12 protein-coding genes are annotated in these 14,909 nt (G+C 37.9%); 7 read left to right on the top strand and 5 right to left on the bottom strand.

Annotated features, from left to right (window positions below):
* Positions 1–76: 76 nt before the first annotated feature.
* From H7R46_RS09055 to H7R46_RS09040, 4 genes are all read left to right on the top strand, one after another.
* Entirely contained in the window at positions 77–772 is a 696-nt protein-coding gene (locus H7R46_RS09055) for an MBL fold metallo-hydrolase (protein ID WP_005069330.1), read from the top strand.
* 9 nt (positions 773–781) lie between these two features.
* On the top strand, positions 782–2,437 hold the full coding sequence (locus tag H7R46_RS09050; RefSeq protein WP_005069329.1) for a bifunctional protein tyrosine phosphatase family protein/NAD(P)/FAD-dependent oxidoreductase: 1,656 nt from the start codon (positions 782–784) through the stop codon (positions 2,435–2,437).
* Between the two features lie 116 nt (positions 2,438–2,553).
* Positions 2,554–3,345 carry a sulfite exporter TauE/SafE family protein gene (locus H7R46_RS09045; protein ID WP_005069328.1) on the top strand — a complete coding sequence of 264 codons (792 nt, stop codon included), beginning with the start codon at positions 2,554–2,556 and terminating at the stop codon, positions 3,343–3,345.
* 109 nt (positions 3,346–3,454) lie between these two features.
* Positions 3,455–4,459, top strand: a complete 1,005-nt coding sequence (locus H7R46_RS09040; protein ID WP_005069326.1) for a homoserine dehydrogenase — start codon at positions 3,455–3,457, stop codon at positions 4,457–4,459.
* 32 nt (positions 4,460–4,491) lie between these two features.
* On the opposite strand, the gene H7R46_RS09035 is transcribed toward H7R46_RS09040, so the two are convergent.
* The gene (locus tag H7R46_RS09035; RefSeq protein ID WP_005069324.1) at positions 4,492–5,409 is read right to left on the bottom strand and encodes a DMT family transporter; all 918 of its coding nucleotides are present in this window, start codon (positions 5,407–5,409) and stop codon (positions 4,492–4,494) included.
* Between the two features lie 166 nt (positions 5,410–5,575).
* Between H7R46_RS09035 and H7R46_RS09030 the strand changes: the two genes are divergently transcribed.
* The gene (locus H7R46_RS09030) at positions 5,576–6,430 is read left to right on the top strand and encodes a helix-turn-helix domain-containing protein (protein WP_005069323.1); all 855 of its coding nucleotides are present in this window, start codon (positions 5,576–5,578) and stop codon (positions 6,428–6,430) included.
* Here the strand turns inward: H7R46_RS09030 and H7R46_RS09025 are convergent.
* Positions 6,427–6,822, bottom strand: a complete 396-nt coding sequence (locus H7R46_RS09025) for a winged helix-turn-helix transcriptional regulator (protein WP_005069321.1) — start codon at positions 6,820–6,822, stop codon at positions 6,427–6,429. The genes H7R46_RS09030 and H7R46_RS09025 overlap by 4 nt on opposite strands.
* 95 nt (positions 6,823–6,917) lie before the next feature.
* On the opposite strand from H7R46_RS09025, the gene H7R46_RS09020 reads away from it, so the two are divergent.
* Positions 6,918–7,526 carry an FMN-dependent NADH-azoreductase gene (locus H7R46_RS09020; RefSeq protein WP_005069320.1) on the top strand — a complete coding sequence of 203 codons (609 nt, stop codon included), beginning with the start codon at positions 6,918–6,920 and terminating at the stop codon, positions 7,524–7,526.
* Between the two features lie 82 nt (positions 7,527–7,608).
* Here the strand turns inward: H7R46_RS09020 and chrA are convergent, their stop codons facing one another.
* The gene (chrA, locus tag H7R46_RS09015; RefSeq protein WP_005069318.1) at positions 7,609–8,958 is read right to left on the bottom strand and encodes a chromate efflux transporter; all 1,350 of its coding nucleotides are present in this window, start codon (positions 8,956–8,958) and stop codon (positions 7,609–7,611) included.
* 183 nt (positions 8,959–9,141) lie between these two features.
* A complete protein-coding gene (locus H7R46_RS09010; RefSeq protein WP_002113740.1) occupies positions 9,142–10,428 on the bottom strand; it encodes an MFS transporter in 1,287 nt (428 codons plus the stop codon).
* A gap of 515 nt (positions 10,429–10,943) precedes the next feature.
* On the opposite strand from H7R46_RS09010, the gene H7R46_RS09005 reads away from it, so the two are divergent.
* Entirely contained in the window at positions 10,944–13,148 is a 2,205-nt protein-coding gene (locus tag H7R46_RS09005) for a TonB-dependent siderophore receptor (RefSeq protein WP_025469818.1), read from the top strand.
* Positions 13,149–13,203: 55 nt separating this feature from the next.
* Here H7R46_RS09005 and H7R46_RS09000 read toward each other — a convergent pair whose 3' ends face one another.
* Entirely contained in the window at positions 13,204–14,622 is a 1,419-nt protein-coding gene (locus H7R46_RS09000) for an aspartate ammonia-lyase (RefSeq protein WP_032013041.1), read from the bottom strand.
* Positions 14,623–14,909: the final 287 nt, after the last annotated feature.

Raw genomic sequence — 14,909 nt, 5'->3', positions numbered from 1 at the left:
TTTATTATTTAATTTTAAATAATTGGCATCTTATTTGCAAAATATAGGAAAGAAATAAATTATTGGGGTATAAATCATGTTCTTTAAGCAGTTTTTTGAAAAAGAAAGTTCGACTTATACATATATGCTTGGGTGTGAAGAAACACGAGAGGCTGTTTTAATTGACCCAGTAGCATCAGATATAGAGATTTATGCAAAAGAATTAGAGCAGCATCAATTTACGCTCATCTATACCTTAGATACTCATGTTCATGCAGACCATATTACCGCTGCAAATTTACTTCGTGAACGTTTCCATTGCAAATCAGTTTTACACAGAAACTCAGAAGTAAATTGCGGAGATATTTTAATTACTGATGGTTGCATGCTTAAAGTTGGCAACCTCAGTATTGAAGCACGTTATACACCAGGTCATACCAATGCTTGTACGAGTTATTTAGTTGAAAACATGATTTTCACTGGTGATGCATTATTAATTGATGGATGTGGTCGAACTGACTTCCAACAAGGTAATGCAGGCACACTTTATGACAGTATTCATAAGCAACTTTTCAGCCTACCTGACGACACTATTGTGTATCCGGGACACGACTATAAGGGTCGTTTGTCTTCAACGATTGGTTATGAACGTTTAAAAAATTCACGTTTAGGTCAGAATCGCTCACGAGAAGATTTTATTAAATTGATGAATAATTTAAATCTGCCATATCCAAAACAAATCGATAAAGCGCTACCTGCCAATCAGGCTTGTGGCTCAACTTCACAATCATAAGGTGGCGATATGGAACTTAAACGAGTTAATCAAGATTTTTTTGTTGCTGACCAGATTACTGCCGATGATATTGCGAAAATTGCTGATCAGGGAGTAAAAACTCTGATATGTAACCGTCCGGATGGAGAAGGTGCAGATCAACCCAATGTGATTGAAATTGAAGAAGCAGCTCAACAATATGGTCTAAATGTAATTTATCAGCCTGTGACCAGTGGCAAAATTACCGACCAACAAGTTACCGAGTTTAAGCAGCTTTATCAGAATGCTCAGAAACCTATTTTAGCGTATTGCCGTTCTGGTATGCGTGCAATCAGTTTATGGGCTTTAGCAGAAGTTGACCCTTCAGATGCAGCACTTTTAGTAGAATCGGGTAACAAACTTGGTTTTAACTTGAAAGGGTTAGTGCCACATATTTTAAAACGTGACCATGAGCCAGCGACAATTCCTTGTTATAGCGTTGTAATTGTGGGTGCTGGAGCAGCTGGAATTTCTGTTGCGTCTAGTCTTTTATGTCGTGAACCTAACCTTGATATCGTCATTATTGATCCGGCAGACACTCATTATTATCAACCGGGTTGGACCATGGTTGGTGGTGGTATTTTTAAACCTCAAGTAACCGCACGCTCAATGGCCAGTGTGATTCCTGCAAAAGTAAAATGGATGAAAGCTGCCGTTGCCGGATTTGACCCTGAGCATAATCAGGTCATTTTGGAAGGATGCCAACCGATTCAATATAAAGCGTTGGTCGTCTGTCCCGGTTTAAAACTGAATTGGCATGGAATTGAAGGTTTAGTCGAAACCTTAGGAAAAAATGGGGTGACGTCTAACTATCGTTATGATTTAGCGCCGTATACATGGGAATTGGTGCAACGGCTAAACGGTGGAAAGGCAATCTTTACCCAGCCACCTATGCCGATTAAGTGTGCCGGTGCTCCTCAAAAAGCAATGTACCTTTCAGCCGATTACTGGTTAAAGCAAGGCAAACTTAAAAATATCTCTATTCATTTTTATAACACTGGTGCTGTTTTATTTGGTGTGAAGGAATATGTACCTGCACTAATGCAATATGTCGAAAAATATGGCTCTGAACTTCACTTTAACCATCAACTTGTCAAAGTGGATGGTCCTGCAAAAAAAGCATGGTTCAAAGTCGTGAATGATGAAAATGCAGCATTGATCGAAACTAATTTCGATATGTTGCATGTTGTTCCTCCGCAACAAGCCCCAGATTTTATTCGTGCCAGTACGCTCACTGATGAAGCAGGCTGGGTGAGTGTAAATCCACAAAGCTTACAACATACACAACATGCCAATATTTTTGCTTTAGGCGATGTGATAAATGCACCTAATGCCAAAACTGCTGCTGCCGCACGAGCACAAGCTCCAATCGTTGCTGTAAATGTTCTAACCCAACTGAAAGGTGAGCAAAACTTTTGTGAATACAACGGCTATGGCTCATGTCCACTTACTGTAGAACGTGGAAAAATCGTTCTGGCTGAGTTTGGCTACGGCGGCAAATTACTCCCAAGCTTTCCAAAATGGGTGATTGATGGGCAAAAACCGTCTCGTTTGGCTTGGCTACTTAAAGAACAGATTTTACCACCGATTTATTGGCAAGGCATGCTTAAAGGCCGCGAGTGGATGGTCAAACCTGAGCGAGGATAAGTAAAGCAACGCTTTACCCTGAGAAGCGGTTAAAGCTTCGCAAGAAGGCGAGAACTACTCACTCATTAACCAGCAGTCTACTGCAAATGATGTATATGCAATTTTAGGCTTTTGATATGTTATTACTTGTCGTTGAAGGCATCGTGATTGGCTTTTTACTGGGTTTAACTGGTGCAGGTGGCGGTATTCTTGCCGTACCCGCGCTCATGACCAGTCAAGGCTGGAGCGTGGCGCAAGCTGCACCGATTGGATTATTGGCGGTTGCGCTATCTACTCTCATTGGAACCATTGAAGGCTTATTTAAAAAGATTGTTCGTTATCGTGCTGCGATCTGGATTGCCTTAATTGGTGCTCCTATGGCACATATCGGCATTTTAATAGCCAACGCGATTTCACCTGTTTGGCTCATGTTAATGTTTAGCTTGGTCATGTTTACAGTGGGCTATCGACTTATCAGTAACCGAGTTTCAGATTTTCATAACCCGCCGTGTCAGGTCAACCCAAGTACGGGACGCTTTATCTGGAATTTTAAAACTGGTGGTGTGCTTGCGAGCATCGGGATTATTGCTGGGCTTTTAACTGGTATGTTAGGGGTTGGAGGCGGCTTTGTAATTGTACCAGCGCTTAGAAAAGTCACAAATTTGGATATGCATAGCATTGTTGCAACGTCACTTATGATTATTTTTCTCATTAGTGGAATGAGTATTGTGATGCATATTGCAGAGGGTTTTCACTATCCAGTAGGCATTACTAGTGCGTTTGCGCTCGCATGTGCAGTTGGTATGTTATTAGGGCGCAGAGCTATTCGTTTTATTCCGTCTGCAATTGTGCAAAAAGTCTTTGCTTTAATGGTTTTTGCTGTCGCAATTTATATGGTCATTAAGATTGTTAATCTAACAAATATCTAATTAATATAGTATTTTAACTATCTCTATAGTTAGCAATTTTCCAAAGATGAGATATTAAAATTATCTTGGGAAAATTGTTTTAAACCATTTAAATTTTTGAGAAAGCGATATGAAGCGAGTTAACTTGGCAATTTGCGGTTTTGGACGGATTGGACAACAAATTGCAGAGCTCCTTTTAAATCGAACGACCTACTATAAACAAAAATATCAAATTGATGCCCGTTTAGTGGGTGTCTGCAACTCATCATCAGGTTTAATTGATCAAGAAGGTTTACAAGCTTCAAAGTGGCTAGATAAAACAAAATATCAAGTAGGTCTAACTGAGCAAAAGTTTTTAGAACAGGTTCAAGCAGATGTCATTATTGAGACAGGGCCAAGTGACTATGTGACAGGTGGAAAAGGCCTATTTTATTTAGATTATGCTTTAACACATAGCATGAATGCGATTGCGGTATCTAAAGGTGCTTTAGTTGTAGAAGGTAGAAAATTAATTAACTTGGCGCATCAGCACAATAAAAAACTTTTTTTTAGCGGTGCGACAGCTGCTGCCTTACCGACTGTTGATTTGTTTGAATATAACTTAGCTGGCTGCCAAATTTTAGAAATAGAAGGTGTGTTTACAGGAACCACAAATTTTATTTTGAATGATATGTTGCAACATGAATGCACATTTACAGAATCTCTTGAAAAAGCTCAAGCAAAAGGTATTGCTGAACCTGACAGTTCTTTCGATGTAGATGGATGGGATACCGCTGCCAAAATTACCATATTAGCCAATACTGTTTTTGGAGCTAATATAAAAATTCAAGATATTCCAAGACAAGGAATCAGTCATGTTACGGCTGAACATATTCGTGATTGGAAAAAAGAGAATCTAATTCCTCGATTGGTGGGTTTTATTCATATTAAGAATCAGCAAATTCAAACAGGTGTTGAATTAAGATTAGTTCCAGCAAATCATGCGTTTGCTCATCTGCAAGGTTCCAATAAATGCATTCGGGTGTTAACGCAAGAAATGGGGGAATTTGTTGTCAGTGGAGGGGCTTCTGCACCTTTAGCTACGGCAGCTGCAGCTTTAAAAGATTTCGAGTTGATGCTAAAAATGGGCTGCTAAAATTAATTATGATTTATAAAAAAAGCAGGCTTTTATGCCTGCTTCTCACAATTTTTTTGACTGTTAAATAACTTTTTTCCAATTTCTAACTTACTAAACATTAAGTAGTTACCGAGTAAGATTAATAAAATTCCAAATACAGCATTTATAGTCCATACATATCCTTCAAAGAATGTAGAAACTGTTAAAGCAACTAAAGGGAAGAGCAACGTGCTATATGCTGCTTTGGCTGCGCCAATTCGTCCAACAAGAGAAAAGTAAGCAGAGAACCCAATAACCGTACCAAATACCGCTAGGTAAAGTACCGAGCTTAAAAATGGGAAATTCATTGGAGGCATTAAATCTTGGCCAGTAAATAAAGCTAGACTTAACATCACCAATGCGCCATAAGTCATGGCATAACAGTTTGTTGAAAAGATATTTAGACCACGTTTTTGGTGTCTAACACTAATCATGTTCCCTAACGAAAAACCGTAAGTGCCTACTGCACACAGACCGATACCCATTAATAATTGTGCATTAAACTGACTATTAATCAGGTCATGCCAGAACAGTAAAACAATACCTATAAGCCCTAAAATTGCGGCTGGGGCAAAGTTTGGGGAAGGTTTCTGCTTAAAAAAGATAAGCGCATTAATAGCATTAAAGAAAACGGCCATCGAAAAAATAACGGACTCTAAACCGCTGTTTACATATTTAACTGCGGTATAAAAACAAATAAAGTTTAGGCCGAAAACACAAAGGCCTTGCAGCATACAAAACAAGTGATCTTTTAAAGCAATCCGCTGTAATTTTCCTGAAAATAGTAAAACAACCCAAAGTAATAAGGCTGAAATAGCAAAACGCCATAAAATTGCGACAACGGGTGTTGCATAATGGCTTTGAACGGCAATTCCAATCCATGTTGTTCCCCAAATCAACACCACCGCAACATAGAGTAAAATATTCATAACTTCATCCTCGATTACCAAACTTAAGTATCTAGGATTGCTTCATTTTTCACGTATATATTCTTGTGTTGTACATGCAAGATCTTGCGTTTTTTATAGATCTAAACTAGCTGAATTTTGCTGAATATGGTTAACTTAAGCTCAATGATATTCGTTTTAATTTTGCATGGCCTATCAAACTTTAGAACAGCTACAGCAATCTAAAGCCAAGCTCCACGAAACTGTGGTGCTTGATGAGAATATGCAACTTGCATTTTGGTCTAATCAGCAAGATCGTGTAAGTGTCTGTAGCGATCACCACACTCTAAGCCTATATATTCAAGATGGCTATGAAAGCTATCAAAAAACCCCTGCAGGCTGGAAAAACGGCGGTGGGCCGGGGCGTTTTTGTTTATTGCCTGAACATCAGGAGTCGACTTGGGATATACGTGGTGGGCTTAAATTTGTTCACTTGTACTATACCGACCAACATTTGCGTGATGTTGCCGAAAAAATATGGGACAAAGAGCCGAACCAAATTGAACTAAACGAAGTTGTTTTTAACGATGACGAAAAGATTCGAGCGCTTTATCAGTTCTTCTTGCTAGATTGTGATTGGAAAGATTCAGCAAACCATTTACAAATGAGTACCACTGCCAGTTTATTGTTGAATCATTTAATTCGAAGATATAGCAATGTTAAGTGGCAGCAGCCTGTCATTAAAGGAGGCCTCGCTCCTCATAAACTCAAATATATTCAGGACTGGATTGAAGGGCATCTAGACCAAGCACTGACTTTGTCTGATTTGGCAAATGTTGTGAATTTAAGCGAATACCATTTTGCTCATATGTTTAAACAGTCCATGAATATGGCGCCTCACCAATATGTCATGCAAAGACGCTTAACCAAGGCCAAGGGGCTAATTCAGTCATCTCAGCTTTCTTTACAAGATATTGCCTTAGTATGTGGTTTTAGTTCAGCAAGCCATTTAAGTCATCGCTTTAAACAGTTTTATGGTATGAGCCCTTCGCAGTTACGTTAAGTGTCTAATGTAATTGGTTTATCTTGAGCTGCATCAAACGCAGCTCTTGCCGCATCAATATCCGCAATATGCTGCTGAGCCCATTGGCCTAAAGCAATTACAGGTTCTGTAAGTGAATGGCCCAGTGGAGTTAATTCATATTCAACATGAGGTGGGACTACAGGATAAACCGTACGTTTAACCAACCCATCTCGTTCTAAACCACGCAAACATAAGGTAAGCATACGCTGTGATATTCCATTGATACTTCTTTTAATTTCAGAAAAGCGATGAGAACGTGATGCAAGTGTCATTACAATGAGTATACTCCATTTCTCTCCAACTCTAGCCAACACTTGACTGACTCTTTGACAATCTGAACTCTGGATATCGTGAGGTATGGTTACAGTCATATTACTTGGTTCCCTAAATGTGCCTTCTTGTGCATCAGAATAATAGTAGTAACATAATTAGTTCAAGTAACAATTTTATACTGTAGGTATAAACGATGAAACTACTTCAAATTGACACAAGTATTTTAGGTGAGCAGTCTGTTAGCCGCCAACTCACCTCATCTGTTACTGGAAAGCTCAGCGCAGCTTATCCTGATGCAGAAATTATTCATCACGATTTTGCTCTAGAACCAATTCCTCATTTGTCTGATGCTGAGTTTTTGGCATGGCAAGGTGTTGAACCTAATAATGAAACAGCGCAGCAACGTGTTGCACGAAACACCCAATATTTGGACGAGTTCTTATCGTCAGATATCGTTGTAATTGGCGCACCAATGTACAACTTTAGCTTCCCATCACAGTTAAAAGCGTGGCTTGACCGACTATCTGTTGCTGGAAAAACATTCCGTTATACGGAAAACGGCCCTCAAGGTTTAGTAGAAGGTAAACGTGTCATTATTGCTTCTTCGCGTGGTGGTGTGTACTCAGAAGGTTCACCAGCCGAAGCTTTAGACTATCAAGAAACTTATATCAAAGCGTTTTTCAATTTTATTGGGGTGACTGATATTACTTTTGTGCGCGCGGAAGGGATCGCTTTCGGCCCAGAAGCACGTCAAGCTGCCTTAGATAATGCAGCAGCACAAATCGCACAATTAGCGGGTTAAAATATAAACAGCCGAACAGAAAAGAAACTGTTCGGCCTTATTGATAAGATTTTCTGAATTTAAAAAATATTTAAATCAATAGTTAACTAAAAAAAGTGACAGCTAGTCCAACCAACGCTGATGCAAAAATCACATATAACACGTTCACGTTAAAGCGGAATAAAGCAATAAATGCAGCCACAGTAATGAGGGCTGCAACTATATCAAAATGTCCTGAAAAACCTTGTGGCCATAGCACGTGATAACTAAAAAATAGTGCGAGATTTAAAATTACACCGACCACAGCCGCGGTAATTGCAGTGAGTGGCGCAGTAAATTTAATTTCATTATGTGTAGATTCAATAATGGGCGCACCCGCAAAAATAAATACAAATGAAAAGAGAAAGGTAAACCAAGTCACAATGACTGCACCAAGTGCTCCAGCAAAAAATAGATGCTCAGAGCCAAGTAATGAATGATTGACGCCTCCTAAAAAGCCAACAAAAGCCACTACCATAATCAGTGGACCCGGTGTAGTTTCACCTAAAGCTAAACCATCAATCATTTGTGTAGGTGAAAGCCATCCAAAATGATTTACAGCTCCTTGATAGACATAAGGTAAAACTGCATAGGCCCCCCCAAACGTAAGTAAAGCAGCTTTGGTAAAGAACCACGCCATTTGAGTATAAGAATGATGCCATCCAAAATATGCGCCTAAAGCTAAAATTGGCAATAGCCATAAAGCGATTGCTACAAAAATAAGTTTAGCTAACCGTGACCAATGGAATTTAGCATGCTCTGGGGTCGGGGTATCATCATCAATAAATGCCGGACCATAATCTTTTTGACTAGATTTATGTCCTGCTGCTGAGGAAAATAGTTCCGGGTATTTTTTACTTGTTAAATAGCCAGCAATACCTGCTGATAAAACAATAAGCGGGAAAGGGAGCTTTAAGACAAAAATGGCAAGAAACGCAGCAATTGCGACGAACCATAAAAATTTATTCTTAAGTGAGCGGCTACCTATACGGTATGTTGCATGAAAGACAATTGCGGTGACGGCAGGCTTGATCCCGTAGAAAATGCCTGCGATAACGGGAACATCTCCAAATTTTATGTAAACCCAAGACAGCCCAATTAAAATAAATAAGGAGGGTAATACAAATAGAATACCTGCAACTAATCCTCCAGCAGTTCTATGCATAAGCCAACCAATGTAGGTTGCTAATTGTTGTGCTTCAGGACCAGGTAATAACATGCAGTAGTTCAGGGCATGCAAAAATCTTTTTTCGGATATCCAGCGTTTTTGCTCAACGAGTTCCTGATGCATCACAGCAATTTGTCCAGCTGGTCCCCCAAAGCTAATAAAGCCGAGCTTGAGCCAAAATAAAAAGGCTTGCCAGAAGGTGACTTGAATAATACTTTCAGGTAAAGGGGATTTTTCGTTTTCCATTTTTTATCCCATCAAAAAATTGATTCATACGGATCAACAACATCAAAAACTAGTAACTTTTAGTTAATTGAATAAGTTAGATGTGCTAGGCAGCTATAGCATACAGAACAAAAATGACTTTCTTATTATTTTAAAAAGATATTCTTCTAAAAAATCTCTAGAAGAATATCTATCTTTTACTTTTTAATGATCATGTTCTAAATAATCTGGTTTTTTAGGAAGCGCAAGGCTACATAAGAAACAGATAATCAGCATGACAATGACATATATAAAGAAGGTATTTTCAATTCCGGCAGCTTTAAACTGTAAGGCAACTGAAGGTGCAGAACCACCAAACAGCGCATTACCCACCGCATAAGAAAATCCTACACCTAAAGCTCGCACATGAGGTGGGAACATTTCAGCTTTTACCAAGCCACTGATAGATGTATAGAAACTGAGTAACATCATCATAAAAATGAGTAGCAAGGCAATAATGATCGGCGAATCAATATAGGCACGCATCCCGATCACCATGACTGGGTAGATAAAAATCGCAGACAATAAGCTAAAGGCCAACATTGAAGAGCGTCGCCCAATACGGTCGGAAATAGCACCAAATACAGGTTGAGCACACATATAGACAAATAGGGCGAAGGTCATGATATAACCAACGGTTTTTCCATCCATCCCTAAATTGGTTAAATAGGTTTTTGAATAAACAGTCTCTACATAAAACGTTAATGAACCAGCAGAAGTGTATCCAACCACCAATAAAAAGGTTTTCCAATGCTTTTTAAAGAGCTCTCTTAAGCTACCAGACTCTTTTCGTTCACTATCTTGATGAGAAAGCGTTTCTTCTAAACGACTACGTGCAAGCAAAGATAAGATTGCTGCGATACCACCAATAACAAATGGAATACGCCAACCGCCATCATGTAATTGTTGTTCACTTAAGAACGTTAATAAAATTACACCCAGTAAGCTAGCAAGTAATTGACCACCAGAGAGGGTGACATATTGGAAAGACGAGTAAAAACCACGTTGGCCTTTTAAACCCAATTCACTCATATATGTTGCTACTGCACCATATTCACCACCAACTGATAAGCCTTGAAGTAAGCGCACTACCAGTAAAAGAAAAGGGGCAAATAAGCCAACTTGGTCATAAGTAGGTAGGGCTGCAAATAGAAAAGAACTCAAAGCCATCAGACAAATTGAGATGACCATAGACTTTTTTCGACCATGCCGGTCTGCAATTCGTCCAAATACCCAACTACCAATAGGACGCATAAAAAAGCTTGCAGCGAATACGCCCCAAACATAGATAGATTTAGTCGTACTATCCATATCAGGTGCTGTTAATGCTTGAGTAAAGTAGGCAGCAAATACTGCATAGATATAAAAGTCGAACCATTCAACTAAATTACCAGAGGCTGCGCCTACAATCCCACGTATTCTGCTACGTTTTTCTTCCTGTGTGTATGTCATATTTCTTCCATCATTTTGCAGACAAAAATGAGGAATTTTTAGATATGCTGGATAGAAAATAGAATGAAACTTTAAATATCACTCAATCCTGAGCACTTCCTTAAATTCCTAACCATTCATTTTTTCTAATTTTAAAATTTGTTTCTAGTAAAATTACGTCCTTTTGTTCGATTTAAAGATAATTTTACCAATGATCGAACACTTCCTTTCATTTAACTTAATAATTAATTCTATTTAAAATCAGTGAGGTAATTTACAACGGTACTTTTCTATTTTATTTCTCCTTTTAAGTTTCATTTCGAACTTAAGTTTATTTCGAATATTTGGTAATACTTAAAAAGTTATAGCGTCAATTCCTAATAAAATAAATGAAATTTATATAATGATAAGTTCATAAAATTTGTATCAAATACACTTAATCGAAAAAGTACAGAATGTATTGTTTCTCAATATATGTAGCTGTATTCTTGCGTGGCTAAAAATAGGCTCAGCAGTTACTTCTAGCGCTTCAAATTATGCACGGTATGGCAGGTAGTTATTCAATGGAAAGACGTTCGTTAAATTTTCACTTCATGACATGCTCTAAAACAGCATTGGCTTCATCTATTGCACTCATAACATCTGCCGTCTATGCAAATGAAGCGGAGGTTTCGCAGCTCCCAACCATTACTGTGAACGCTACACAAAATAATGAGGCACTATATACGTCTAAAAAAGTTAATTTATCTGGTTTTCAAACTAGTGATGTAAAGAAAGTTCCTGCATCTATTACAACCATTACCTCTGAGCGTATAGCAGACCAACACGCAAAAACTTTAACTGATGTTATTAAAAATGATTCCTCTTTAGGGGATGGCTATGCTGCAATTGGCTACTATCCAAATTTTGTAGCACGTGGTTTTGCGCTTGATTTAGGCTCAAGTTATCTCATTAATAGCCATACTATACGTGGCGAACAAAATGTGGCTTTAGAAAATAAAGAACAAGTTGAAATTTTAAAAGGTATTTCTGCAATTCAATCTGGAATGTCGACGCCAGGTGGTGTGGTTAACTATGTCACCAAAAGACCTGCCGATGTTAAAAACATTACTGTAGATGCAAATTCAGAAGGCGGCTATACACTGGCAACAGATGTCGGCGGCTTTGTTAATGATAGTTTTGGTTATCGAATCAATTTAGCCCATGAAAGCATCCATCCAAATGTTGATCACGCAAATGGTAAACGAGAGTTTGGTTCAGTTGCTTTAGACTGGAAAATTAATGATCGTTCTAAATTATTGTTTGATATTGAAGCTCAGCAGCAAAGTCAACGTTCAGTACCAGGTTATCAACTGCTTGATGGGCAAGAAGTACCAACAAATGTAGATCAAGACCGTTTATTGGGTTATCAGTCTTGGAGTAAACCTGTTGTAAATAACAGTGTAAATGCAAGTTTGAAATATAAATATGCATTTAATGATCAATGGAATGCTAGCTTAACTGCATCGCAAAGCCGTGTTGTGATTGATGATAATAGTGCTTTCCCATGGGGATGTTATAACGATAATTGTGAAGTTACTGGTTTGGGCAATACTTTTGATAAACACGGGAATTATGACATTTATGACTTCCGTAGCCCAGATGATACACGTATTACTAACCAGTTCGCTGCTGGGTTAAATGGTCAATTCAACACTGCTAATATCCAGCATCAAATCGCTTTCGAATTACAACGTACATATAAAACCTTAAAGCACCATACACCACTGAATGTAGCGGTAGGAACAGGCAATATCTATGAAGATACGATTGACTATAGCCCGTCATCTGAAAGCTTAGGTGATCGTTATAAAGCCTTAGAAAGTGATCAGACTGCATTTACTATATCTGACCGAGTTCAATTTAATGATCAATGGTCAACTTTACTCGGTGGAAAACTTATTCATCTTGATGAGCAAACTTATAATCCAGATGGGCAACAAAGTCGTAATACCGACTTAAACAAGTTCTTGCCACAATTAGCGCTCATGTATAGTCCAACTGCTGGGACTAACCTTTATGCTTCATATGCCAAAGGATTATCGGATGGTGGAGAAGCTCCGTGGTTCGCTAATAATGCTCTAGAAGTTCTATCTCCTAAAAATTCTGAACAATATGAAGTTGGTGTTAAACAACAAATACGCAACTTCTTAGTAACAGCAGCTATTTTTGATTTAAAACAAGATAATCAATATAGCAAAGTGAATGCAGATGGAACTTTCGATTTTGTTTCACAAGGTGAACAACACAATCAAGGTATTGAATTAGGTTTAACGGGCGCTTTAACCGATACACTCGATGTTAGTTCAGGTATTACCTATACCAAATCTCGTCTAGTTGATATTGATAGTGACAGCTACAAAGGTCATCAAACTCAAAATGTACCGAAAGTACGCGCAACTGCACAGTTATCTTATAAAGTACCTTCAGTTGAAGGGTTAAGATTATTGAGTGGCATGCAATACAGTAGCAGTAAATATGCAAACAAAGAGGGAACTGCAAAAGTAGGCGGTTACAGCGTTTTTAATATTGGTGCGGCCTATAAAACAAATTTTGCTGGGCATGACACAACTTTTAGATTCAATATTGATAACTTGTTTAATAAGAAATATTGGCGTGATGTAGGTGTATTTATGGGTGATGACTATTTATTCTTAGGTAATCCACGTACAGCCCAGTTCTCTACAACTTTCAGTTTTTAAAATATAGAACAAATAAAAAAGGAGCCTATAAAAGCTCCTTTTTTATTTTCAGGAATTAAGCCGACATTTTTGGTTTAACCATATTATTAATCGACAAGATATCATCAAGCACTTGTGCCGATAATAAACCTTCATTTTGAACTAAAGCCAATACGCTTTGTCCAGTTTCGTTTGCAGTTTTAGCAATACGAGTTGTAGTTTCATAACCTAGATATGGGTTAAGTGCAGTCACGATACCAATCGAGTTTTCAACCAAAGCCTTACAATGCTCAGGGTTCGCCGTAATTGTATCAATACACTTACTTTGGAACATTGCCATTGCCTTACCAAGCAAATCCATAGATTCAAACAGTTTGAATGCAATAAGTGGTTCCATTGCATTTAACTGTAATTGGCCCGCTTCAGCAGCTAAAGTTACAGCCAAGTCATTTGCAATGATCTGGAAACAAGCAAGGTTCATTGCTTCAGGTATAACTGGGTTTACTTTACCCGGCATGATCGAGCTACCCGGTTGGCGAGCTTCTAAATTAATTTCATTAATGCCAGTACGTGGACCACTTGAAAGTAAACGTAAGTCATTAGCAATTTTTGAAAGTTTAGTTGCGGTACGCTTTAATAAACCAGATAAAAGAACAAAGTCACCCATATCTGAAGTTGCTTCGATTAGATCAGGAGCAGACTTAATTTTCTTACCAGAAATTTTTGCAAGCGCTTGAATCGCAAGTTCACGGTAACTATATTCAGTAGTAATTCCCGTACCAATCGCCGTGCCACCAAGGTTCATATACGCTAAAATATTTGGAATAAGCGTATTAATTTGCTCAAGGTCTTTTTGTAAAGTTACTGCAAAAGCACCAAACTCTTGACCTAATGTCATTGGCACAGCGTCTTGTAACTGTGTACGGCCCATTTTTAGAATATGAGCAAATTCTTGAGATTTATTGCGGAAACTTAAGATTAAGTTGTTAAAAGGAAGATTTAGTTCATCTAAGCTTAATAACAAACCTAAGCGAATCGCAGTAGGGTACACGTCATTTGTTGACTGTGACATGTTAATGTCATTATTAGGATGCAAATATTGATATTGGCCTTTTGCGTGTCCCATATATTCTAAAGCGACGTTTGCTAATACTTCATTTGCATTCATATTGGTTGAAGTACCAGCACCGCCTTGCATCATATCAATTGGGAACTGGTCGTGAAAATTACCACGAATAAGTTGATTACAGCTGTATTCAATCGCTTCAAATTTAGTCTGATCTAAGCTTTTAAGATTATAGTTCGCTTCAGCACAAGCAAGCTTTACCATTGCTAAAGCTTTAATAAGGTGAGGGAAATTTCCGACCTTGCTTTGAGTTAAATTAAAGTTTTCTAGAGCACGTAATGTTTGAACTCCGTAGTAGTCGTTATTATTGATCTCTCTATAACCAATAAGATCCTTCTCAATACGGGTGGTAATTTCAGCGTTCATCATTAAACTTCGAATTAGTAAAGAAGATAATTCATATTAGATTTCGAAATGCTTCACTTCTAATGCATTTATCAAGTTGATTATGCATTTTTTGCATATCATTTTTTTAATTTTATAGTGAACTAACTTGGAGGGTTCATTTTAAACTATTAATTTAACTATATAAATTAATAACTTAAGATTTAGATGAAGTTAATTTCAAAATTTGCTTGATACAATGAATGGTCATCTAATTTTTGAAAGAAACCCATTGTAAAAATTAAGACTGATTAATTTAAATGAAATATCAA

The organism is Acinetobacter sp. BEC1-S18-ESBL-01 (assembly GCF_014169935.1).
Lineage (GTDB): Bacteria > Pseudomonadota > Gammaproteobacteria > Pseudomonadales > Moraxellaceae > Acinetobacter > Acinetobacter pittii.
This window is presented reverse-complemented; position numbering and strand designations above follow the sequence as displayed.

What these genes read in the sequence shown, in the direction of transcription:
- H7R46_RS09055 (WP_005069330.1), top strand. Translation starts at nt 77, where the DNA reads ATGTTCTTTAAGCAGTTTTTTGAAAAAGAAAGTTCGACTTATACATAT.
- H7R46_RS09005 (WP_025469818.1), top strand. Translation starts at nt 10,944, where the DNA reads ATGCACGGTATGGCAGGTAGTTATTCAATGGAAAGACGTTCGTTAAAT.
- H7R46_RS09040 (WP_005069326.1), top strand. Translation starts at nt 3,455, where the DNA reads ATGAAGCGAGTTAACTTGGCAATTTGCGGTTTTGGACGGATTGGACAA.
- H7R46_RS09010 (WP_002113740.1), bottom strand. Translation starts at nt 10,428, where the DNA reads ATGACATACACACAGGAAGAAAAACGTAGCAGAATACGTGGGATTGTA.
- H7R46_RS09050 (WP_005069329.1), top strand. Translation starts at nt 782, where the DNA reads ATGGAACTTAAACGAGTTAATCAAGATTTTTTTGTTGCTGACCAGATT.
- chrA (WP_005069318.1), bottom strand. Translation starts at nt 8,958, where the DNA reads ATGGAAAACGAAAAATCCCCTTTACCTGAAAGTATTATTCAAGTCACC.
- H7R46_RS09000 (WP_032013041.1), bottom strand. Translation starts at nt 14,622, where the DNA reads ATGATGAACGCTGAAATTACCACCCGTATTGAGAAGGATCTTATTGGT.
- H7R46_RS09035 (WP_005069324.1), bottom strand. Translation starts at nt 5,409, where the DNA reads ATGAATATTTTACTCTATGTTGCGGTGGTGTTGATTTGGGGAACAACA.
- H7R46_RS09020 (WP_005069320.1), top strand. Translation starts at nt 6,918, where the DNA reads ATGAAACTACTTCAAATTGACACAAGTATTTTAGGTGAGCAGTCTGTT.
- H7R46_RS09045 (WP_005069328.1), top strand. Translation starts at nt 2,554, where the DNA reads ATGTTATTACTTGTCGTTGAAGGCATCGTGATTGGCTTTTTACTGGGT.
- H7R46_RS09025 (WP_005069321.1), bottom strand. Translation starts at nt 6,822, where the DNA reads ATGACTGTAACCATACCTCACGATATCCAGAGTTCAGATTGTCAAAGA.
- H7R46_RS09030 (WP_005069323.1), top strand. Translation starts at nt 5,576, where the DNA reads ATGGCCTATCAAACTTTAGAACAGCTACAGCAATCTAAAGCCAAGCTC.